16 protein-coding genes and 1 pseudogene are annotated in these 21743 nt (G+C 72.2%); 11 read left to right on the forward strand and 6 right to left on the reverse strand.

Features of this window, described 5'->3' with window-relative positions; translation table 11 throughout:
- Positions 1-60 precede the first annotated feature (60 nt).
- Positions 61-1710, forward strand: a complete 1650-nt coding sequence (locus AIF0345_RS07870; protein WP_285297837.1) for an ATP-binding cassette domain-containing protein — start codon at positions 61-63, stop codon at positions 1708-1710.
- Between the two features lie 43 nt (positions 1711-1753).
- Here AIF0345_RS07870 and AIF0345_RS07875 read toward each other — a convergent pair whose 3' ends face one another.
- Positions 1754-2383, reverse strand: coding sequence for a class I SAM-dependent methyltransferase (locus tag AIF0345_RS07875; protein ID WP_285297838.1), 630 nt, complete (start codon positions 2381-2383; stop codon positions 1754-1756).
- Between the two features lie 77 nt (positions 2384-2460).
- On the opposite strand from AIF0345_RS07875, the gene AIF0345_RS07880 reads away from it, so the two are divergent.
- Both AIF0345_RS07880 and hisS read left to right on the forward strand, forming a co-directional pair.
- Positions 2461-3288, forward strand: a complete 828-nt coding sequence (locus AIF0345_RS07880) for an MBL fold metallo-hydrolase (protein WP_273168436.1) — start codon at positions 2461-2463, stop codon at positions 3286-3288.
- Positions 3289-3335: 47 nt separating this feature from the next.
- Positions 3336-4742: a histidine--tRNA ligase gene (gene hisS, locus AIF0345_RS07885; RefSeq protein WP_285297839.1), complete on the forward strand. Its 1407-nt coding sequence runs from the start codon at positions 3336-3338 to the stop codon at positions 4740-4742.
- A 50-nt stretch (positions 4743-4792) separates the two neighbouring features.
- Here the strand turns inward: hisS and AIF0345_RS07890 are convergent, their stop codons facing one another.
- On the reverse strand, positions 4793-6430 hold the full coding sequence (locus AIF0345_RS07890) for a cation:proton antiporter family protein (protein ID WP_285297840.1): 1638 nt from the start codon (positions 6428-6430) through the stop codon (positions 4793-4795).
- 191 nt (positions 6431-6621) lie between these two features.
- Between AIF0345_RS07890 and AIF0345_RS07895 the strand changes: the two genes are divergently transcribed.
- Both AIF0345_RS07895 and AIF0345_RS07900 read left to right on the forward strand, forming a co-directional pair.
- Positions 6622-7173, forward strand: a complete 552-nt coding sequence (locus tag AIF0345_RS07895) for a toxin-antitoxin system HicB family antitoxin (protein ID WP_285297841.1) — start codon at positions 6622-6624, stop codon at positions 7171-7173.
- A 78-nt stretch (positions 7174-7251) separates the two neighbouring features.
- Entirely contained in the window at positions 7252-7992 is a 741-nt protein-coding gene (locus tag AIF0345_RS07900) for a DUF4097 family beta strand repeat-containing protein (RefSeq protein ID WP_043561884.1), read from the forward strand.
- 18 nt (positions 7993-8010) lie between these two features.
- Here AIF0345_RS07900 and AIF0345_RS07905 read toward each other — a convergent pair whose 3' ends face one another.
- Entirely contained in the window at positions 8011-10488 is a 2478-nt protein-coding gene (locus AIF0345_RS07905; RefSeq protein ID WP_285297842.1) for a DEAD/DEAH box helicase, read from the reverse strand.
- 474 nt (positions 10489-10962) lie between these two features.
- Entirely contained in the window at positions 10963-11238 is a 276-nt protein-coding gene (locus tag AIF0345_RS07910) for an ATP-binding cassette domain-containing protein (RefSeq protein WP_285297843.1), read from the reverse strand.
- 510 nt (positions 11239-11748) lie between these two features.
- Between AIF0345_RS07910 and AIF0345_RS07915 the strand changes: the two genes are divergently transcribed.
- The 4 genes from AIF0345_RS07915 (at position 11749) to AIF0345_RS07930 (ending at position 17187) form a co-directional block, all read left to right on the forward strand.
- Positions 11749-13341, forward strand: coding sequence for a hypothetical protein (locus tag AIF0345_RS07915; RefSeq protein ID WP_285297844.1), 1593 nt, complete (start codon positions 11749-11751; stop codon positions 13339-13341).
- Between the two features lie 172 nt (positions 13342-13513).
- Positions 13514-14203 (forward strand): hypothetical protein, encoded by a 690-nt coding sequence (locus AIF0345_RS07920; protein ID WP_285297845.1) that lies wholly within the window; start codon positions 13514-13516, stop codon positions 14201-14203.
- A 204-nt stretch (positions 14204-14407) separates the two neighbouring features.
- Entirely contained in the window at positions 14408-16186 is a 1779-nt protein-coding gene (gene aspS / locus AIF0345_RS07925; protein WP_268916759.1) for an aspartate--tRNA ligase, read from the forward strand.
- An 815-nt stretch (positions 16187-17001) separates the two neighbouring features.
- Positions 17002-17187 carry a hypothetical protein gene (locus AIF0345_RS07930; RefSeq protein ID WP_156966651.1) on the forward strand — a complete coding sequence of 62 codons (186 nt, stop codon included), beginning with the start codon at positions 17002-17004 and terminating at the stop codon, positions 17185-17187.
- Between the two features lie 210 nt (positions 17188-17397).
- Here the strand turns inward: AIF0345_RS07930 and AIF0345_RS07935 are convergent, their stop codons facing one another.
- Positions 17398-17958 carry a hypothetical protein gene (locus AIF0345_RS07935; protein ID WP_285297846.1) on the reverse strand — a complete coding sequence of 187 codons (561 nt, stop codon included), beginning with the start codon at positions 17956-17958 and terminating at the stop codon, positions 17398-17400.
- 118 nt (positions 17959-18076) lie between these two features.
- Entirely contained in the window at positions 18077-19243 is a 1167-nt protein-coding gene (locus AIF0345_RS07940) for an ISAs1 family transposase (RefSeq protein WP_285295904.1), read from the reverse strand.
- A 219-nt stretch (positions 19244-19462) separates the two neighbouring features.
- Here AIF0345_RS07940 and AIF0345_RS07945 point away from each other — a divergent pair, with 219 nt between their 5' ends.
- Both AIF0345_RS07945 and AIF0345_RS07950 read left to right on the forward strand, forming a co-directional pair.
- Entirely contained in the window at positions 19463-20617 is a 1155-nt protein-coding gene (locus tag AIF0345_RS07945; RefSeq protein WP_268916756.1) for a Gfo/Idh/MocA family protein, read from the forward strand.
- A 38-nt stretch (positions 20618-20655) separates the two neighbouring features.
- Positions 20656-21615: pseudogene (locus AIF0345_RS07950) on the forward strand (sugar phosphate isomerase/epimerase family protein); the annotation flags it as partial.
- Positions 21616-21743 lie beyond the last annotated feature (128 nt).

Genomic DNA, 21743 nt, shown 5'->3' on the forward strand with positions numbered 1-21743 from the left:
CCCATGGCCGCCTGAGCATCCTGTCCGAACCACCTTCTCGCACAGCCCCAAGGATGCCCCGTGCCCGCGATCACCCTGACCGACCTCAGCTTCTCCTTCACCGCCGAGCCGCTCCTCGACGGCGTCACCCTCACCGTCGCCGACGGCGAGCGGGCCTGCCTCGTCGGCCCCAACGGCTGCGGCAAGACCACCCTGCTGCGCCTGGTCGCCGGCGACCTCACCCCCGACTCCGGCACCGTCCAGGCCCCGCCCCTTGCGCCCGTCCCCGCCGCCACCGCGGCCGGGAGCGTCGGCGACTACCTCGACGCCGCCACCGCGCCGGTCCGCGCGCTCACCGCCCGCTTCGAGGCCGCCGCCAGCGCCCTGGCCGCCGCTCCCGACGACGCCCTGGCCCGCGACTACGACGACCTGCTGGCCGCCGCCACCGCCGCCGACGCGTGGGGCCTGGAGACCCGCACCGAGGAGACGCTTGCGGGCCTGGGGCTCGGGGCCCTGGCCGGGGGCCCTGGGCGCGCCCGCGAGCTGGCGGCGCTCTCGCCGGGCCAGCGCGGCCGCCTCGCGCTGGCGGTCACCCTGCTCGCCCGTCCCGCCGCCCTGGTCCTGGACGAGCCGACCAACCACCTCGACGACACCGCCATCGCCCACCTCGCCGCCGTCCTGCGCGGCTGGCAGGGCCCCGTCCTGCTGGCCAGCCACGACCGCGCCTTCATTGACGACGTCGCCACCTGCGTCCTGGACCTGGACACCGCTCCCTGGCAGGCGCTCCTGACCGCCTCCGGGGGCGGGAACCTGCCCGGCGTCCAGCGCTGCGCCGGCACCTACACCGACTACCTGGAGAACAAGGCCCGCGCCCGCGCCTCCCACGAGCGCATCCACGCCTCCCAGCAGGAGGACAAGCGCGCCCTGGCCCGCCACCGCCGCGAGTCCGAGACCGTCGGCCACTACGGCACCGCACGCCACCACGGCGAGCGCACCGAGGTCAGGATGGCCAAGAAGTTCTACGCCGACCGCGCCGCCTCGACCTCGACGCGGCGTCAGCGTAACGACGACCGTCGGCTCGCCGCCCTGGCCGCCGTCGAGGTCCGCCGACCCCGTTCCTACCGCCTGAGCCTGGATCTGCCGCGGGTCGCCGCCCGCGGCGGCCTGGCGGTCCTAGCCCGCGAGGCCCATGTCCCGGGACGCCTGGCCCCGGTCGCCTTCGACCTGCGCGCCGGGGAGCACCTGCTGGTCACCGGCCCCAACGGCTGCGGCAAGACCACCCTGCTGCGCTGGGCGGCCACCGGCGCGCCTCCCACCGCCGACTCCACCGGCGTGCTGACCGCCTCCGGCCGCATCGCCGTCGTCCCCCAGCGGCTGCCGCGCCCCGGCGACCCCGGCCTGGGGGAGAAGACGTGGGAGTCGGGCATAGGCGGGGCCGGTGCGGGCGTCCTGCACCCCGCCTACTGGTCCCGGCGGGTGGGGGACCTCTCCGCGGGTAACCAGCGCCGTGTCCAGCTCGCCGTGGCGGCCGCGGCCGCCCCCGAGATCCTCATCATTGACGAGCCCACCAACTACCTGGACCTGGACACCATGGAGGCGCTGGAGGCGGCGCTGGTCGCCTGGGGCGGCACCCTGCTCGTGGCCAGCCACGACCGCTGGCTCATTGACCACTGGGACGGCCCCCGGCTGCGCCTGGCGGGCGCGGCGGACGGCCCCCGGCCGGTCGGCTGAGGCGCTGGCGGCCCCGCGACCGGCCTGTGGCCGGCCCGGCGGCTCAGACCTCGGCGACCACGCGCAGCCAGGGCCGGCGCGGGTGGCGCTGCGCGGAGGCGCGGGCGAAGCCGGCCGCCCGGCAGGCGGAGACCAGCTCCTCGCCGTCGGGCACGTTCATGGCCAGCCGGTCGGCCCAGGCCCCGGCCGCCTGGCGGTCGGCGCACTCATCGGCGACGACCAGGCGGCCGCCGGGGGCCAGGACTCGCGCCGTCTCGCGCAGCCCGGCCACGAGGTCGGGCCAGAAGTACACGGTCTCGAAGGCGGTGACGACGTCGAAGCACCCCGAGCGGAACGGCAGCGCCTCGACCGATCCCTCCACCACCCGCAGGCGGCCGGAGGCCGCGGCGGCGGCGTTGAGGCGGCGCGTGCTCTCCACCGCGGCCAGGGAGTGGTCGACGGCGCCCACCTCGGCGCACGTCAGGCGCAGAATGCGGCGCACGGCCGCTCCGCCCCCGCAGCCCACGTCCAGGACGCGCGAGCTGTGCCCGATGCCGGCGGCCTCCAGGCCCCACCGGTGCAGACGGCTGTGCCCGACGTTCATCATCCTGAGCGTGAGCCGGCCGCTCAGCGACGAGGAGGGGCGCTCGAAGTCCGAGGGCGTGCGGGGACCGGAAGATGCGTCGGCGGCCATGAGGCGGATGCTACGGCTCCGAGGCACCGCCGTGCCAGGGACGTCGTGAAGGCGGGAGGCCCCGGTAGGCTGGCACCATGATCCTCGAACGCACGATCGCCCCCGTCTTCGCCGCGAACTGTTACGTCCTGGCGCCCGGGCCGGACCGCCCCGCCCTGGTCGTCGACCCCGGGGCCGGAGCAGTGCGCGGTGCACTGGCCCTGCTGCGCTCGAACCGCCTGACTCTGGGAGCGGTCCTGCTCACCCACGGCCACGCCGACCACGTGTGGGACACCGCCGCCCTCATTGAGACCGCCCGCACCGAGGGCCTGCTGGCCGTCGAGGACCCCGCCGACCCCGCCGCGTCCGTGCCGGTCCACATCCCCGAGCCCGACCGCTACCGCCTGGAGGACCCGGACGCCACCACGGGCGTCAGCGCCGGGGGCATGACCTTCGCCGACCTGGCCGGAACCCCCTGGCGCAGACCGGGCGACATCCGCGCCGTCCCCGCCGAGGCCTTCAGCGGACCCGTCGAGCTGGTCCCCGGCCTCCCCGTCCGGGCGGTGGCGGCGCCGGGCCACTCGGAGGGCTCGACGCTGTTCTTCCTCAACGCCGCCCTGGCGGACAACGCGCTGCTGTACGAGGCGGAGGCCGTCGAGGACGACCCGTCCGTGGCCGAGGAGGAGCACGACTACCTGGTCGCCCTGGACGGCGACGTCATCTTCAAGGGCTCGGTGGGCCGCACCGACCTGCCCGGCGGCGACCAGGTCCAGATGTGGGCCACGCTGCGATTTCTCGCCTCGGCAGTCAACCCCGAGACGGTTCTGCTGCCCGGGCACGGCGCGGCGACCACCATGGCCCACGAGCACCACGCCAACCCCTACCTGGCCGAGGCGAAGGTGCGCGGGGGAGACCGCCACGTGTGAGCCTGGGCGGTGGCCCGGCGACTCCGCCATCATGAGAGGATGCGCCCATGGCGCAATCCGCACAGGCACGACAGGCACTCTCCTCGCTCTCCGGCTTCCCCGAGTGGCTCCCCGCGGGCCGCGTGGTCGAGCAGCACTTCATCGACGCCCTGCGCCGCACCTTCGAGCTCCACGGGTTCAGCGGCATCGAGACCCGCGCCGTCGAGCCGCTCAGCGAGCTGACCAGGAAGGGGGAGACCTCCAAGGAGGTCTATCTCCTCTCCCGCCTGCAGGCCGAGCCCGGGCGGGCGGCCGACACCGCCGATCCCTCCAAGCAGCTCGGCCTGCACTTCGACCTCACGGTCCCCTTCGCCCGCTACGTCGTCGACAACGCCGGCATCCTCCACTTCCCCTTCAAGCGCTACCAGATCCAGAAGGTCTGGCGCGGCGAGCGCCCCCAGGAGGGCCGCTTCCGCGAGTTCTACCAGGTCGATATCGACGTCGTCGGCGACGGTGTGCTCCCGCTGCACCACGACGTCGAGATCCCGCTGATCATGCACGAGGCCCTGTCCGCCCTCCCGATCCCGGCCATCACCATCCACGTCTCCAACCGCAAGGTCGCCCAGGGCTTCTACCAGTCCACGGGCATCGGCGACGACAGGCTCGTCGAGGTCCTGCGTGTGGTTGACAAGATCGACAAGATCGGCCCCGAGCGCGTCGCCGCCGAGCTCGTCGGGGCCGTCGGCACCACGCGCGCCCAGGCCGAGGCCGCACTGAGGCTCGCCACCGTCACCGGCACCGAGCCCGATGATCTGCGCGCCCGCGTCCTGGACGCACTGGACGGCGCCGAGCCCGGCGGGCTCCTGACGGCGGGCCTGGACGAGCTGGAGGCGCTGCTGCGGACCGCCGCGCGACGCCGGCCGGGCGCCGTCGTCGCCGACCTGAAGATCGCCCGCGGCCTGGACTACTACACCGGCACCGTCTACGAGTCCTTCATGGCCGGTCACGAGGACCTCGGCTCAGTGTGCTCGGGAGGCCGCTACGACTCCCTGGCCTCCACCGGCAAGCGCACCTTCCCGGGCGTGGGCATCTCAATCGGCCTGTCCCGCCTGCTCTCCCGTGTCGTGGGCGCCGGGCTGGTCGAGGTCAGTCGGGCGGTGCCCACTGCCGTCCTCGTCGCCGTGACCGACGAGGAGCACCGCGCCGCCTCCGACGCGGTGGCAGACGCCCTGCGCGCGCGCGGCATCGCCGCCGACGTGGCCCCCACGGCCGCCAAGTTCGGCAAGCAGATCAGGTTCGCCGACAGGCGCGGCATCCCCTTCGTCTGGTTCACCGGGGCGGGCGGCGCCCCCGACTCGGTGAAGGACATACGCTCCGGCGAGCAGGTCGACGCCGACGCCGCGACGTGGACGCCGGCCGACCGGGCCGACCTCGCCCCCCGGCTCCTGGTGCCCTCCGGCGGCCCCGGCGCCTGAGCCGCCGCGACCGCGGCCGGACCCGGGGCTCGTACGGGCGATGGCGCCCGTCAGTCGGCGGCGGGCTCCGGCTGCGAGGAGGCGACGACGTCGTTGGCGGCCGGAACGACGGGCGGGGCGGCGTCGGCGGGCAGCGCCTCGACGGCCCGGGCGAGGGCGTCCCCGAGTCCGTCGTACATGTTGATGACGGCATCCACGCCGGCGCGGCGCATGGTGTCGGCCTCGTCGTCGAAGGTCGCCACGGCGATGACGCGGCCCTCGAAGCTGGAGCGGTTGAGCCACTCCAGGACGTGAACATCGGCGCCGGGCTCGGGCATGGCCAGCACGGCCCTGGTGACATGGACGGCGTCGAGACGGTCCCAGAACTCCTGGTCGGTGGCATCGGCCTCGAGAATGTTGTAGCCCTGCTCAGCGAGCGTCTCGACCTTGGAGGCGTCGTTGTCGATCCCCAGGACACCGGCCTCGCCGTCGGCGTACAGGCGGGTGTAGGTGGCGCGGCCGACGCGCCCCATGCCGAAGACGACCGTGCGCACGCCCAGCAGGTTGAGCGGGCGCTCCTCGGGGTGCAGCGTGCTGGAGGGCCGGTGGGGAAGGCGCCCGGCCATCCAGCGCACAAGCCCTGCGGGCTTGCGGTTGACGATGGAGGACACGATGAAGGACAGCGCCAGGGCGAGCGAGACGGCCGCCGTCCAGCCCCCGCCGAGCAGGTTCTGGCGCACGGCGACGCTGACCACGATGAGCGCGAACTCGCTGTAGGCCGTCATCGCCAGCCCCGTCATCACCGAGATGCGCCTGCGCATGCGCATGAGGCGCACGACGACGGCGTAGACGACGGCTCGCACCGGCAGCAGCACGAGCAGCGCCGCGGCCAGGACGAGGGCGCCGGCGCCGGGGATCCCGTCCATGCCGATCGCCAGGAAGAAGCCCACCAGGAGGAGCTCCTTAATGGTGAACAGGGCGCTGGAGAGCTCCTTGGCGGCGGGGTGGGAGGCGAGCAGGGCGCCCATAATGAGCGCGCCGAGGTCGCCGTCCAGGCCGAGGATGTCGAACAGGAGGTATCCGGGCAGCAGCGCCATGGACATGCCGAACAGGGTGCGCATCTCCCGGTGGTCGATGCGGTTGAGGACCTTGCCGAAGAGCCTGGAGGCGGGCCACAGGGCGACCAGGGCGAGCGTCCACGGGCTCGGCGGCTCCTCGGCGCTGAAGGTTATGTGGGCGACAGCGGCGATGTCCTGGGCGACCAGGACGCCGATGGCGATCCGCCCGTACAGGGAGGCGGCGTCGTCGCGGTCCTCCAGGAGCTTGACCACCACGACGGTGGAGGAGAAGGACAGGGAGAAGCACAGCGCCACCGCGCCGGCGGGGGTGACGGTGTCGACCCGTAGGCCGACCAGGAGCAGAGGGCCGACAAGGGCGGCACTCAGTGCCGTCAGCAGCACTAGGGTGGCGGCCGCGGTTCCGGCCACCTCGCGGCGGGCGAGGACCCTGAGGTCGAGCTTGAGACCGATGGTGAACAGTAGCACCGCGACGCCCAGGTCGCCCAGGGTCTGGACGAAGTCGAGGGTGGGCAGATCGGAGGCGCTCAGGACGAACCCGGCTGCCAGGAAGCCGACCAGCGGCGGGAGGCGCAGCAGGGTGGCCGCGAAGCCGAGGACGACGACGGCGAGCAGGTAGATGGCTGGAACCACATGCGCCTCTTTCATGCCGGGCTCGGCGTCGCTGAAACTCGTCGTCAATCGCTGCTAACCGCGCGGACGGGCGGACTATTCCGCCGTGTCGGCGCGTGGGAGGGCCCGCCGCATATGGCATGACAAAAGAATGACTCAATGTGACGTCAGACAGACTTGACTCGACGTCAAAGTGGTGTCAATATGGTGCCATGCATGTGAACGGTTATGCCGAGATCCTGAGCCGAACGCTGCTGGAGACCTCCTCCCTGGGCGACGAGCGCACGCAGGAGGTGGCCCGCTCGCTGATGGCGGCGCTGGATCCCGCGCTGCGGCTCGTTGCGCTCCAGATGCTGACCGATGCCGCCGAGGAGCTGAACGATGAGCTCGACGGCGAGCGCGTCACCGTGGTCATGGACGGTCCGGCGGCGCGCTTCATGGTGACCCAGGCGGCGCCCTGGGAGGCCCGGCCCGATCAGCAGGGGCAGGCCGCGTCCGGGCGCCCCGGGGACCAGGAGGACCAGGAGGACCAGGAGGTCCGTACCACTCTGCGCCTGCCGGGATCCCTCAAGCGGGATATCGACGCCGCGGCCCAGGCGCAGGGCCGGTCCCTGAACGCCTGGATGATCGAGGCCGCCCGCGACGCCCTGACGCGTCCGGGCGCAGCCGGGCCCGACAGGGCGTCCCGGGGCGCCCGTCGTCGGGACCCGGGAGCCGGCGGCACCGGCATATCCGGATCGACGTTGAGGGGGTGGCTGGGATGACCCCGCCTCATCGGCGAACCGGAGCCGCGCTGCACCAGTCCCGCCCTGACGCACCCGACGCAGAAGGAGAAAGAGCCCATGTCCATCTGGACCTTCGAGCTGCCCGAGGACGCTGAGCCCGTCCTCTGCCTGGATCTGTCCTCATTGAGCGTGGTGACCTCCCCGGGCGTCGGCGGAACCATTGCCGTGGAGGCCGAGGCGCGCCTGGAGCCTCTCCTGGACGTCACCGCCGACGGCGCCATTGTGAGCGTCCGTCAGACCGCTCTCCTGGGGCGGGACGGGCTCGGCGGCATCTGGCCGTGGGGCTGGGGCTCGTACGCACCGCGCCTGCGCATTACCGTGCCGCAGGGAACCAGGCTGGAGGCCCGCCTCGACGCCGGCTCTTTGACCGCCGCCCACCCCTGGACCCGGGTCCAGGTGCACACGAGGGCCGGGTCGGTGCGCCTGGGGCCCTGCGACAGCGCCCGGGTGCATGCCGACGCCGGCTCCGTCACCGTCGCCTCGCTTCACGACGGCAGCGTAAGCGCCCAGGCCGGGTCGGTGCGCATCGGCACCACCACCGGTCCGGTGTCCGCCCGGACCGAGGCCGGCTCGGTGAAGGTCATGGAGGCCCGCGAGGGCTCCCTGGACCTGGTCACCGAGATGGGCACAGTCAATGTCGGAGTGCCCGAGGGCACGGCCGTCCTGGCCGACTGCCGGTCGGAGATCGGACGGGTCACCACCGACCTCCTGCGCCACGACCGCCCCGAGGACTTCGACAGGCGCCTGGAGCTGCACGCCCGCACCTCCATGGGCGCCGTTCGCGTGCGGCGCGTGTGAGGCCCGGCCCGCGGGGGCTCAGCGGTCTCCGCGGCCGCGGAAGCCCCGGTTGCCGCCGAAACGGCCCTGGCCGCGGTCCTCGCGCCGGGACCGGAACCCGTCGCGGCCCCCGCGCCGGTCCTCCCAGCGACGGCCACCGCGGTGCCCGCCCCGGTCCTCCCAGCGCCTGCCGCCCTGATCGTCGCGGCGGCCGTCGCGGTCGCGGAAGCCGCGGCGGCCGTCCTGACCATCGCGATCCGTCCAGCGCCTGTCGCCGTCCTCGCGCCGCGGACGGAAACCGCGTTCGGGACGCTCGCCCCGGTCCTCCCAGTCGCGCCGGCGCGCGCGCCTGTCGTCCCCGCCCGGGCCGGACCAGCCGTGGCCCGGCCCCTGGTCCGGGCGAATACGCAGCTCGCGGCCGCCGAAGGTCGCCCGACCCATCGTCTTGAGTTGCTCGGAGCTGAGGTCGGCGTGAATGGTCACCAGGGAGAAGGACTGGAGGATGTCGATCTTGCCGATGTCGGAGCCGCTGATGCCGCCCTCATTGGCCAGGGCCCCCACGATCGCGCCGGGCAGGACGCCGTCGCGGTGCCCGACCTCGATGCGGTAGACGGTGCCGGTGCCGTCCTCGTGGCGACGACCGCCGCGGCCCCCGAACCTGCCCTCGGCGCGGTCCCCCCGGCGCGGGCGACGATCCTCCCGGTCCCGCCCGCCCTCGAAGGAGGCGGACACGAAGGCGCCCTCGGCGTCGAGGTGCTCCTCGCGGCGGCCGCGCTGGCGGGGGCGGTCGTCGTCCTCTCGGCGGCGCGGGCCGTCGTCGCCCACGGCCAGGGCCAGCAGGGTGGAGGCGAACTCGGCGGCGTCGATGCCCAGCTCCTCGGTCCTGGCCTCGACCAGGTCCCGGTACATGGACAGGCGCCCGCGCCCGTGGCGGGCGGCGGCCCTGTCGAGAAGCTTGCGGGCCCGGTGGGATGAGACATCGGCCGGGGACGGCAGAGTGATCTCCTCCAGCCTCGTGCCGGTCAGGCGCTCGATCTGGCGGAGCTTGCGCTTCTCCTTGGGGGTCAGGAAGGTGACGGCCTCGCCGTGGCGGCCGGCGCGCCCGGTGCGGCCGATGCGGTGCACATACGCCTCCGCCTCGCGGGGCACGTCGAAGTTGACCACCAGCCCGATGCGGTCCACGTCCAGACCGCGGGCGGCCACGTCGGTGGCGACGAGCACGTCGAGGGTGCCGGTGCGCAGGCGCTCCACCAGGCGCTCGCGCTCCCGCTGGGGGACGTCGCCGGAGATGGCGGCGGCCTGGATGCCGCGGCCCGCCAGCTCGATCGCCACGTCCTCGGCGGTGGACTTGGTGCGCACGAAGACAATGGCGGCCTCGGCCTCGGTGACGGCCAGGACGCGGGAAACCGCGCCGATCTTGTGGCGGAAGGGCACGACCGCGTAGGTCTGGTGGACGGTGTCGACGGTGGAGGCCTGGGGGGAGACCTCGATCTGGACGGGGTCGACCAGGTGCTGGCGGGCCACGGCCTGGATGGCGGGCGGCATGGTCGCGGAGAACAGGGAGGTGCGCCGCTGCTCGGGCAGGGAGGCGGCGATGGTCTCGACGTCCTCGGCGAAGCCCATGCGCAGCATCTCATCGGCCTCGTCGAGCACGAAGTAGCTCACGTCGTCCAGGACGAGGGCGCCCTTGTCGATGAGGTCGATAATGCGCCCGGGGGTGCCGACGACGACCTGCGCGCCGTCTCTGAGCGCACCGATCTGCGGGCCGTAGGGGGCGCCGCCGTAGACGGCGACGACGTCCAGGCCGCGCGAGCGGTGCGCCATGTCGGTGATGGCGTCGGCGCTCTGGAGGGCCAGCTCGCGTGTGGGCGCCAGGACCAGGGCCTGGACGGCGGGCTCGCGGGCGTCGACGGCGTCCAGCAGGGGCAGGCCGAAGGCCGCGGTCTTGCCCGTGCCGGTCTGGGCGACGCCGACGACGTCGCGGCCGGACATGAGCACCGGGATGGCCTCGCGCTGGATGTCCGTGGGCGTCTTGTAGCCCATGTCGGTCACGGCCTTGAGCAGGTCGGCCGGCAGGCCGAGGTCGTCGAAGGTGACCTCCTCGGGGGCCTCGGCGTCCGGCCCGGCCCCCCCGGCCTCCTCGGGGGCGCCGTCCTCAGTAGTGCCGGTGTCGATGAAGGGGGCGTGGCCGTCGACGTCGTCCTCGTCGATGTCCTCCCCGGTGTCCTCCTCGCCGTCGTCGGAGTCGTCCTCGCCCTCGGGATCGGCCTCGGGCAGGTCCCGGTCGACGTCGTCGGCCTCCTCGGCGTGCTCGACGTCCTCGGGGTCCTCCGGCGAGTCCGAGGAGGCGGGCGTCGCGAAGAAGTCGGGGGAGGCGGTCGAGGAGGTCTCGACCGTATGGGGTGCGGCGACCCCCTCGGCGGTGGCCGCGAGCTCGGCGTTGAAGAGGTCGTCGAGACCGAGCGGGCCGCCCGCCTCGTCGGAGGACGCGGAGGGACCAGTGCTGGTGGCAGTCATGAAGTTCTTCCCGTATCCGGCCCATGGTGGGGCCTGTTGCGGAGTGTGGGGGAGGGCCGCTTGCCCTCCGCTCTTGCCGCACCGCGCCCACCACACTCGCCCTGCGCCGTGGCGCCCCAAGGGGACGACGGCGGCTGACGGGCTTCACGCACAGACTCACGGACTTCCGCCGGTCGCGCCCGCGAGCGCGGGCGACCTGGCAGGCTCCGAACGGGGCTCGCAAATGCGGATCGCTCCTGCACCAAGCCTAGGGGAGGAGCTCGGCGCCAGGGGCCCTCCGACCCACGTGACGCGCAATGTCACACGTGAGGCCCGTCTCTGCGCGTGCTTATCGGCCCAGCAGGCGCAGGATCCTGGCGCGCAGGTCCTGGAACTGCGACGACGCCGGGTCCTGCCCGGCCTCCGGGGGCACGGTGATGTCCTCGACGACGCGGGCGGGCAGCTCGGACAGGACGATGACGCGCCCCGACAGCCTCAGGGGGCCTCCTCGACGTCATGGGTTACCAGCAGGCGGTGAGCTGCTGGGAGAGCCACAGGCGCCTGATCTCGTCCTGCAGGGAGCCGGGTCAGGGCGTCGAGCTTGCCGAAGGGCTCGTCCAGGAGGAACAGGCGGGGGCGGTTGACCAGGGCCCTGGCCGGCGCCGCCCGCTGCGCCATCCCGCCGGACAGGGTCGCGGGATAGGCCTCCGCGAAGTCGCGCAGGCCCACGAGCTCGAGCGCGGCGGTGATGCGGCGCCCGTCGGCCTCCACGACGCCGGTGCCTGGCGTTGAGCACCCGCAGCTCGGCGGGCCTGGCCGTCTCCGCCCGGTGGCGGGCGCGGGCGGCACGAGCCGCGGCGCCGCGGTGTGGGTCACGGCCGGAGCCGGTGGGCCCGCTCGGAGGAGTCGCGGCTCGTCTGCTCGGCCCTCGCCACGCAGTTGTTACAGAGATGAGACCTTCGCGGCGGGGAGCCCGGTGGAGGCCCTTCCGAACCCCGGGAACTGAGTTGTGAAGGGCGTCATATCACTGTGATGGCGGGTGGCCCGGGCGGAAGCGGGCGGCGGCGACGGGCGGGCCGTGCGCCCGGTGCGGTGACCCGGACCGGGCGATCGGCCCGCCTGCGGTTTCGGTGCCGCCTGTGGTGGCGATACGATCTTCTTCGCCGGTCACCGTTCGGTCACGGTCCTCGTACCCGGCGGGAACGGCCTCCATCGCCGCAGCAGCTCTCGAGCTCTCGCGACACGACCCGTATCCAGTGAACCATCGACGAGAGCCACCGTATGACACGTCCACAGCGCTGCACGGCCTCGCGCCGCAGGGTCGGGCTCTCTGCGCGCGCCGCGTTCGTGCTGCCCGCGGTGGCGGCAGCGGCACTGACGACGGGCGCAGGCGGTGCCGCGGCGGTCGGGACCGACGCCGTCGCCCCCGGCTCCCCCTCGGTTCTCGCGGCTGCCGACGCGGGCGGTCCTGCGGAGGGCAGGTGCGAGGAGGACGCTGCGCAGGTCGTCACCGGGGCGGCCGATGGTGCCGGGGCCTCCTACGGCCCAGAGGAGTCGGTTCGTCTCACCGGCAGCGGCTGGTGCGCCAACGGCAGTCTTCTGCAGGGAGAGCGGAGTGTGCGCGTGCGCCTTGTCGCCGTGGGCGGCTACGCCTCGCAGGAGGAGATCATGGTGCCCGTCACGTTCGTCGACGGCGCTTTCGACGCCACTGTGCAGCTCGGCGGGCTCTACGCCCTGTCGGGCCAGGGGCCCGGCAGCTACTACCTCTCCGTCACCGTGGACTCCCGGCAGTACGTCGGCACCGGCCAGTTCCAGATCGCCGAGTCCGCGTCGCGGTCTGCCGACCAGTCCGCCTCAGAGCCGACGACTGCCCCCGAGCCCGCGGGCCAGGCGGACGTGGCGGATGGGGCGGAACCCGCTCCGGAATCGGCCCAGGAGGCCATGGCGGCCCCCGGGCCCGCCTCGGAGCCGGATGGTGAACCCGTTCCGCGGTCTGCCGACCAGTCCGCCTCAGAGCCGACGACTGCCCCCGAGCCGGTCGACGACGTCGAGCCCTCCCCACAGCCCGATCCGGAGCCGACCCCGGAGCCGACTCCGGAGCCGACGCCGTCGTCCGGCCCCGCAGAGACGCCTGCTTCTCCGCCGGCGCCCGACGCCCCGGGCGGGCCCGCCGCGCCTCCCGATCCGCCGCGCTCAGAGCCGACTCCCGCTGGGCCCTCAGGATCGACATCTCAGCCCGGCGGCGGAGGCTCCGACGGCGAGCGGCCCGTGCCGCCGGGTTCCCAAGACGTCCCGGGCGGGCCGAGCGGCGCCCCTGCGGATCCGGGGACCGGGCCCGCTCCGGAGCCCGGGACCGAGCCCACGGCGGACACGGGGGCGGGCAGGGGCCGCCCGACGACGAAGCCAGCGGCTCCCGTCGCCGACGCGAGCCAGCTCGACGCCTCCAACGCCGGCTCCCTGTCGGGGACTCGGCGCGGCAACACCGTGTCGCTGATCCTCCCCTCGGACAAGGCCAAGAAGGACGACTGGGTCGCGGTCTTCCTCTTCCCCGACGAGTCGACTCCGGGGTGGACGCAGGTCGATGCCAGTAACTCCGTGTCGATCGACGTGTCCAACCTTGAGGCCGGCACCTACCAGCTCGCCGTTGGCGATAGGGACTCCCACCTGCTTGGATGGGCGCAGCTGGAGATCACGACAGCCGCCGCGGACACCTCCGAGCCGGCGAGGATGACGGTCGGTACCGCGTCCGTTCCTCAACCCGGCGTGCTGGGGCGGGACGACTGGATGCTCGTCTCCGCCGGAGGTCTCCTTCTGGTGGGCGCGGCGTCCTTCCTGATCCTCGCGAGCCCGACGCTGACCGGTCGTAGGCGGTAAGAGCGTACGAGACAGCAACGAGTCAGTGAAGAGGACGCAGACGGAATCGCGATCGGCGCGCAGGTCCCCCGGAAGAGGGGCCTGGCGGTGCCGCATCCTTCTCGGGTGCCGTGCGGCCGTGGCGGTGTGCGCGCTGGTCGTGGTGTCCGTGCTGGCTCTTGGCATGACGCGCATGGCGCATCCCCTGGCGTCGGCCGCGGAATCCGGCGACTCGACCACCGGCACGGCGTCGACGGTCAGCCCCTCGACAGTGGCTGTGGGCGGTACCCTGACCTACACGCTGTCCGGGTTCCCCCCCGGGGCCACCATCCAGATCTCGGTTGACGACGGCATGCTCAGCGCCCAGGAGGCCATCGGCGCCGCGACGATCAACAAGGACGGAGTCACCTCCGGGGCCGTCGAGCTGCCCGGCTATGTCGCCAAGGGCTCCCACTGGCTTCGGTTCGACGTCTCCGCCGGTCGGGATATTCCGACCAATGAGGTCCGTACCCTGGACTACACGAACAAGAGTCCCTACTTCACCGTCGGCGACGTGACGATTATCGGCGGCTCCGCCACGACCTCTGCGACCGCGAGCGAGTCGGCGCCGGCCGCCGACACGACGCCCTTCGACTCGGGGGCCGCGGACTCCGCGACGGCGGGCTCCGAGACGGCGGGCGCCGAGACGGGCGACTCCCGCACGACCCAGGTCGAGATCGTCTCCGGCGGAAGGGAGACGCAGCCCGCGGTCGAGATCAGGGACAGCACCTTCCCCTATGTGGGCGCGTCCCTCTTCCTGCTCGCACTCCTGCTGGTGCTGCTGGCCGCCGTCGTCGTGCTGAACCGCCGTCGGCGCGCCGCCAGGGAGATGTCTGGAGAGTGATTCCGGGGGCGCTGGTCCACTCCGGTCCTCGCGGTCGTACCATCCTCCTCGCGAGGCGGGGCGTGTCGGCCTGATCACCTTGGCGGTGCCTGGTGAGCGGAGGACCGGGGTCGGCATAGGATCGCAGGCGGCGCCCGCTCATCTCGCGGTGCGCACCGCCGGGCGCCGGGGACGCGCCCCCAATGGTTTAAGGAGATCAGCACCGTGCTGCGAACCCGCTACGCCGGATCCCTGCGACCCGCCGACATCGGCGACACCGTCACCCTCGCCGGCTGGGTGGACCGGCGCCGGGACCACGGCGGCGTCGCCTTCATCGACCTGCGCGACGCCTCGGGGATCGCCCAGGTCGTCATCCGCGAGGAGATCGCCCACGACCTGCGCGCCGAGTACGTCCTGGCGGTCACCGGCGAGGTGACTCAGCGCCCCGAGGGGAACGCGAACCCGAACCTGCCCACCGGCCAGATCGAGGTCGTCGTCTCCGACGTCGAGATCCTCAATCCCGCGGCCCCGCTGCCCTTCCAGGTCTCCGACCACGCCGAGGACGCCGGTCGGGCGGGGGAGGAGGCGCGGCTGAGGTACCGCTATCTCGACCTGCGGCGCAGCCCCATGCAGCACGCCATCCGCCTGCGCGCCAGGGTCAACCAGGCCGCCCGCCGGGTGCTGGACTCCCACGACTTCGTCGAGATCGAGACCCCGACCCTCACCCGCTCCACCCCCGAGGGCGCCCGCGACTTCCTGGTGCCGGCACGCCTGGCGCCGGGCTCCTGGTACGCCCTGCCGCAGAGCCCCCAGCTGTTCAAGCAGCTGCTCATGGCGGCCGGGATGGAGCGCTACTACCAGATCGCCCGCTGCTACCGCGATGAGGACTTCCGGGCCGACCGCCAGCCCGAGTTCACCCAGCTGGACGTGGAGATGAGCTTCGTCGAGCAGGACGACGTCATTGCGGTGGCCGAGGACGTCCTCAAGGAGATCTGGGCCCTCATCGGCTACGAGCTGCCCACCCCGATCCCGCGCATGACCTACGCCGACGCCATGGAGCGGTACGGTTCGGACAAGCCGGACCTGCGCTTCGGCTGCGAGCTGGTGGACCTGACCGGCTATTTCAGGGACACGACCTTCCGCGTCTTCCAGAACCCGTACGTGGGCGCCATCGTCATGCCCGGCGGCGCCTCCCAGTCCCGCCGCACCTTCGACGCCTGGCAGGACTGGGCCAAGCAGCGCGGCGCCAGGGGGCTGGCCTATGTGACGGTCGCCGAGGACGGGGCGCTGGGCGGACCGGTGGCGAAGAACATCACCGATGCCGAGCGAGCGGGCCTGGCCGAGGCCGCCGGGGCGAAGCCGGGGGACTGCATCTTCTTCGCCGCCGGCGACGCGGACGCCTCGCGCGCCCTGCTGGGGGCCGCGCGCCTGGAGATCGGCAGGCGCTGCGGCCTTGTCGACGACGGCGACTGGGCCTTCGTGTGGGTGGTGGACGCCCCCCTGTTCAAGCCCTCGGCCGAGGCCAGGGCCGAGGGGGACGTCGCCCTGGGCGAGTCCGCCTGGACCGCGGTGCACCACGCCTTCACCTCGCCCAAGCCCGAGTGCCTGGACACCTTCGACGCCGACCCCGGCAGCGCCCTGGCCTACGCCTACGACATTGTGTGCAACGGCAACGAGATCGGCGGGGGGTCCATCCGCATCCACCGGGCGGACGTCCAGGAGCGCGTCTTCAAGGTCATGGGCGTCGACGAGGCGCAGGCCCGGGAGAAGTTCGGCTTCCTGCTGGACGCCTTCGCCTTCGGCGCCCCGCCGCACGGCGGCATCGCCTTCGGCTGGGACCGCATTGTGTCCCTGCTGACCGGGGCGGAGTCCATCCGCGACGTCATCGCCTTCCCGAAGATCGGCGCCGGCTGGGACCCGCTGACCGACGCGCCCGCCCCGATCACCCCGGAGCAGCGCAGGGAGGCCGGCGTCGACGCCGAGCCGGAGCCGCGCAGGTCCTGAACGACGGACGATCGAGTCGTGGGGGAGCACCTCTGGCGGGCGCTCCCCCACAATGCTATTCAGTTGCGTGAGCGCAACTCGTACTTCACCGGTGCGCGGGCCATGTGCCCTGGGCCCTGATGGACTGGGCGGGCTCCAACTTCGGGGCGCACGACGCTGCGGTAGCCGAGGCGACACCGGAGGGGACTGAACGATGACGATCGAGACCGATATCCCCGGGGGTGCGGGCTGGCGTGATCGCGAAAAACCCGGAAGGCACGCCGACCGGTATTGTCGGGACCGTTGTTCTCCCGGTGTTCGGGGTCCTGATCGCCGCATCGAGCGTCTACCGTTCGTCTCGTCTCAAGTGCGGTGGGCTCATTTTCCGCCATCACGTTCTTGGTCTCATTCTTCCCAATCATGCGCTTCTTCCCGGGTGCGCCCATCTTCGTCGGTCTCCTGCTTCTGCCTTCTTCGTGTTGCGGAGGCGGCATACCGTTGGGCCCATCTTCTTCGACGCCGGAGGGTTCGGCTGGCCCATATACGGAAGGCGCTTCTCTGCGAAGCGGAATGATATTGTGTTGCTCAGTTCGTCTGGGGAGTGGCAACAGTGCCCCCAGCGCGTGACGGTAGTCGCGCGTCCGGGGGCGGTCGCTGCGAGGCCGAGGGCTCCTCGTTTCGTTTATCGCCGGCGAGCGCCCTGGAAGAACTGGGCCCCGGGGCTGCAGGCCCTGGACATCCAGTGCGGCCGATGCCCCCGATGGCGAGACGGCGCAGAAGCGGGCCGCGGATTAGCTCTTCGGGCGGTGGAGGGCCCGGATATACTGCTCCCGCCCGTGCTCAAGAGCACGGGAATCATCATGGTCCTGGCAGGATTCACCATCTTCGCGCTCCTCGACGAGAGCGATGCGCCCGCGGAGATCATAGCGGGCCTCCTGCTCATCATTGTCGGATATGCCGCCTGGAGCCTCGGGCTGGAGTGGAGCAGGCGTCGGCGTATCCGCCACCCCGGGGGTATCTAATCCCTGCTTTCTGGTCGAGCCGATTCGCATGTGCTACTGGGACCCCGCCATGCGCGGCGGGAAGGTTTACGAATCATGCGCTGCCGCGATCGAAGTTTTCAAAGACATGCACGGCGGTCCGCAGACACCCGCATAACGGTACGGCGCAGCCCGCTGAGGGTCCCCGACGTTGTCGACCACTGCAGTCCGACTTCCTCAGGGAGGCCCTCATCAGGAAATGCGCGGCATCCGTCTGCGCCAGTAGCCCACCAGGGCGGCCGTCAGGGCCACCGGCCACAGGAGCATCGGCGCGTAGCACAGAGCGAAGACGGCCGTCTGGCCCGCGTTCATGCCCTGGACGGGCGTCCATGCCGGCGGGTCGCTCAGAATGGCCAGGCCGAACAGGAGCGCGACCCCGTAGATAATGAGGTAGAGCAGGACGTTGCCGACTCCCCCCAGCACCAGGGGCAGGCGGCGGGGGATCCTCCTGCCGCCCAGGCCGGGCACCCGGCGCGGCACCCTCTCCCCCCACGGCCGGCACAGCCCCACGCACGCCACGGCGGCGCCGACCTGGACGGCCTCCAGGGCGAGGACGTAGATGATTCCGCCCACGCTGTCCCGATAGAGGTAGGCGTCCCCGAAGCCCACGTCCGCCCCGGCCATCATGGCCGCCCGCCAGCACGCCGAGGGCAGGGCGCAGCCCAGACAGGCCCAGCAGGCGACCCTGGCCCAGGGCCGGGATGGGCGGCCAGGCGCCTCGGAGCGCGCTGGAGCAACCGTTCTAGAACTCATGTTCTCATTCTAGGACGCCGCCCGACGGAGGACGCCGCTCGCCCGCCGTGCAGGTACGCCCGTCGTCCGCTGGGCGCTACCGTCGCAGAGCGCCCCGCAAAGCAGGGGGTCGGCGTTGTTATGGGGTGGGTTGTTGTGTGAGTTGTTGGAGGGTTTGGTGGGGGTGGGTTGCCCAGTAGCGGCAGGTGGAGGCGATGCTGCTTTTTCGGCGTTGTCGGCTGGGGTGGTCGGGGCTGGTGAGGCGGATGAGGCTGATGGCGGTGTTCCTGAGTGTGGCCATGGCTCGGGCGGTGGTGGTTGTGGGCAGCTGGTGGCGGTCCTCGTCGAAGGTGACGTCGCGGACCCAGTGGAGGCGGTTCTCTATTCCCCAGTGGCCTTGGATCCAGGCTGCTACGTGATCGGGCGGGGCGGCGATCATGTCCAGGGAGCAGATGGCGTAGACGGTCTCGGTGGTGCGTTTGTTGCTTGCGTCCTTGGTCCTGGTGGTGCGGGTGCGCCGGATCTGGAGGACCTGGGCGGCGTTGGGGAAGTCGATCCATTGAGGTGCCTGGAGTGCTTTGATGGTCCTGCGCACGTATCGGCCGTGGGAGCGCTCGGCTGCGGTGGTGGCGGGAGTGTCCTTCCAGGGCAGGGCCTTGAGCTGGGCCAGCAGCCTGGGCTGGTTGGCCTTGACGGTCAGGACCCAGTGGCCCCCGCGGGCCGTGATCGCCTCGGCGGTGGCCCGTTGGGTGTGCATGGCGTCGGCGGTGGTCACCGCGCCGTCCAGGCCCGGCAGGCGGGCCACGAGATCGTCGATCATGTCCCGCAGGGCGGGGATCTCGTTGGTCTTGGGCCCGACTTCCTGCTGGGCCACGACCGCGCCGGTGGCGTGATCCAGAACGGCCAGCAGGTGGGTTGCGGTGGCCCGCATGGTTTTGCCGTCCACCGCCAGCACGCGTCTGCCCGCGACGGTGGCGGCGGTGCGCGACCACATCCACGCTCCCACGGCCGCGTCCAGGGCGGCTCCGTCGACGCTGGACAGGACGCGGCGGATCGTGGTCTCCTCGGGCAGGCGCGCCGAGGCGGGCAGGCCCAGCCTTGTGCGCGCCTCGGCGTCCAGGCCGGCGGCCCACTGCCCGATGGCCAGCAGGCTGCGCGCTCCGGACAGCACGGCCCCCACCGCCACGGCCAGGATCACCTCCAGCCGGTGCCTCATTCCCCGGGCGCACCTGGGACCGGGCACGGTGGACAAGACCTGCATCAGGCTCGGCTGGCGCCCAGCAATGTTGATAGGGGAAGATGGCATAGCGGCGCGGCTCCTGACGACGAAAGGGTGCGTAGGACACACCCATCGTCACCCCAGGAACCGCGCCGCACCCCCACCAACACACCCACGACTACGCCGACCCCCTGCCCCGCAAAGGGGCTTGTAATCAGATCTAGAGCGCTCTAGTCTAGTGTCGTCGGCGCGGCGCCCGCCGATGAGCAAGAGACCACCACCCGCCCACGAAGAAGTGACACCATAATGAACGTCAAGAGCGCGCGCACCATTCGCGTCGCCGTCGTCGGGGCCGGCCCAGCCGGTCAGGCGCACGCCTTCGGCTTCCGCAACGCCGGCATGGCCGATGCTCTCGCCGGCGTTGAGGTCGTCCTCGACACCGTCGTCGACCCCGACACCGCCCTGGCAGAGACCGTCGCCCGCCGCTACGGATTCGCCCGCACCGCCGCCGACGTCTCCGAGATCCTGGACAACCCCGAGATCGAGGTCGTCTCGGTCGCGCTGCCCAGCTTCCTGTCCGTCCCCGTCCTCGGCTCCCTGCTCAGGGCGGGTAAGCACGTCCTGGGCGAGAAGCCGCTCGGACGCTCCGGCGCCGAGGCCGCCGAGCTGGTCGAGATCGCCGACCGGACCGAGTCCGTCGCCGCCGTCGGCTTCTCCTACCGCCGCCTTCCCGCGGTCGCCCAGCTGCGGGACGCTGTGAGGGACGGCGCCATCGGCACCCCGTACTTCGCCCGCGCCCACTTCTTCTCCGACTACGCCCTCGACCCCTCCAGCCCCATGGCCTGGCGCTTCGACCGGGAGGCCTCCGGAGGCGGCACCATCCTGGACATGGCCACCCACACCATTGACGCCCTGGAGTACGTGCTCGGGGACGTCGGCGAGGTCCTGGCCTGCACCCTCGACACGACCATCACCCGCCGCCCCGGCGAGGACGGCCAGACGCACGAGGTCACCAACGACGACACCGCGCTTATCTCCCTGCGCTTCGCCGGCGGGGCGCTCGCCTCCATCCTGTCGAGCCGCGTCGGGGCGGGCTGCCCCATTGAGCTCGGCCTGGAGGTCTTCGGCTCGACCGGCCACGTCCGCTACGCCTTCAACCGCCCCAACGAGTGGATCCTCTACCAGAAGGATCTGGGCGAGCCCGGAACGGACGCCCCTCGCACCATTATCCCGGGGCCCTCCGCCCGCTACTTCACCGACACCATGCCCATGGCCGCCCGCGGCAACGCCACGGGCTACGGCGAGGCCTTCGTCGCCCAGATGCAGGAGCTCCTGCGGGCCGTCGTCGCCGGAGAGCCGATGGACACCTCCTTCAAGGCCGCCGCCCGCACCATGCGCGTCGTCGACGCCGCCCTCGCCTCTGCCTCCGAGCGGCGCCCCGTCGTCGTCGCCCGGGCCTGACCGCCCAACGACATCCAAGACATCCAAGGAGCAGCACCATGAAGCTCGGCCTGTTCACCTCCTGCCTTCACGACCGCGACCTCGACGGCGTCATCGACGTCGCCCATGAGCAGGGCCTGACCAGCCTGGAGCTCAACTCCGGCGGCTTCTTCCGCGACTACCACATCCACGTCTCAGCCCTCCTGGTCTCCCAGCACGCCCGCGACGAGCTCATGGGCCGACTCGCCCGCGAGGGCATGAGCCTGACGGCCCTGAACTGCAACGCCAACCCGCTGCACCCCGACCCCGAGGTGGGGGAGCGCCACAAGCGCGACATCGACGACGCGATCGAGCTCGCCTCGATGCTGGGCGTGGCGACCGTCGTCGTCCAGTCCGGCAACCCCGGCGCCGAGCCCGGCGCAACCGTCCCCTCCTGGGTCGTCTCGCCCTGGGACTCGGTCTACCTCGACGTCCTGGACTACCAGTGGGGCCTGGCCGTGCCCTACTGGAGGAGGGCCGCCGCCCTCGCCGGCGACAAGGGGGTCAGGCTGGCCATGGAGATGCACCCGCACCAGCTCGTCTACAACCCCGCCACCCTCGAGCGGCTCATCGACGCCACGGGCGCGGACTGCCTCGGCATGGAGATGGACCCCTCCCACCTGTTCTGGCAGGGCATCGACCCGATCGAGACCATCCGCCGCTTCGGCGACCGCGTCTTCATCTCCGCGGCCAAGGACACGAGGATCTACGAGGAGAACCTGCGCAGGAACGGCTTCCTCAACAACCTGTGGCGCCGTGCCGAGGGCCCGGACAGGGTCGCCTTCACCGGCCGCTACAGCGCCAACGACTACCCGCTCGACCCCAGCTACGAGTTCGTCGCCGTCGGCCGCGGGCACGACACGGCGTTCTGGGGCCGGTGGCTGTCCGCCCTGAACGACGTCAACCCCTCCGTCGCCGTCAACATCGAGCACGAGGACCCGCACATGGGCCGCATCGAGGGCCTCGCCTACGCCGCCGACTCGCTCAGGAAGGCCGCCGATCTCGCGGGCATCGGCTTCGAGCCGCCCGCGCGCCGGAACCGCCACCGACCCGATCACCACCCCTCCGACAAGCAGCACCGAGATCAAGACGAGATCAAGAAAGGCAC

This window comes from Actinomyces israelii, from assembly GCF_030253495.1.
Classification (GTDB): Bacteria; Actinomycetota; Actinomycetes; order Actinomycetales; family Actinomycetaceae; genus Actinomyces; species Actinomyces israelii.

Bases quoted from the DNA above. Each gene is read 5' to 3' on its own strand.
- AIF0345_RS07875 (WP_285297838.1), bottom strand. From the start codon at position 2,383: ATGGCCGCCGACGCATCTTCCGGTCCCCGCACGCCCTCGGACTTCGAG.
- AIF0345_RS07880 (WP_273168436.1), top strand. From the start codon at position 2,461: ATGATCCTCGAACGCACGATCGCCCCCGTCTTCGCCGCGAACTGTTAC.
- hisS (WP_285297839.1), top strand. From the start codon at position 3,336: ATGGCGCAATCCGCACAGGCACGACAGGCACTCTCCTCGCTCTCCGGC.
- AIF0345_RS07895 (WP_285297841.1), top strand. From the start codon at position 6,622: ATGCATGTGAACGGTTATGCCGAGATCCTGAGCCGAACGCTGCTGGAG.
- AIF0345_RS07900 (WP_043561884.1), top strand. From the start codon at position 7,252: ATGTCCATCTGGACCTTCGAGCTGCCCGAGGACGCTGAGCCCGTCCTC.
- AIF0345_RS07905 (WP_285297842.1), bottom strand. From the start codon at position 10,488: ATGACTGCCACCAGCACTGGTCCCTCCGCGTCCTCCGACGAGGCGGGC.
- AIF0345_RS07915 (WP_285297844.1), top strand. From the start codon at position 11,749: ATGACACGTCCACAGCGCTGCACGGCCTCGCGCCGCAGGGTCGGGCTC.
- AIF0345_RS07920 (WP_285297845.1), top strand. From the start codon at position 13,514: ATGGCGCATCCCCTGGCGTCGGCCGCGGAATCCGGCGACTCGACCACC.
- AIF0345_RS07935 (WP_285297846.1), bottom strand. From the start codon at position 17,958: ATGAGTTCTAGAACGGTTGCTCCAGCGCGCTCCGAGGCGCCTGGCCGC.
- AIF0345_RS07940 (WP_285295904.1), bottom strand. From the start codon at position 19,243: ATGCCATCTTCCCCTATCAACATTGCTGGGCGCCAGCCGAGCCTGATG.
- AIF0345_RS07945 (WP_268916756.1), top strand. From the start codon at position 19,463: ATGAACGTCAAGAGCGCGCGCACCATTCGCGTCGCCGTCGTCGGGGCC.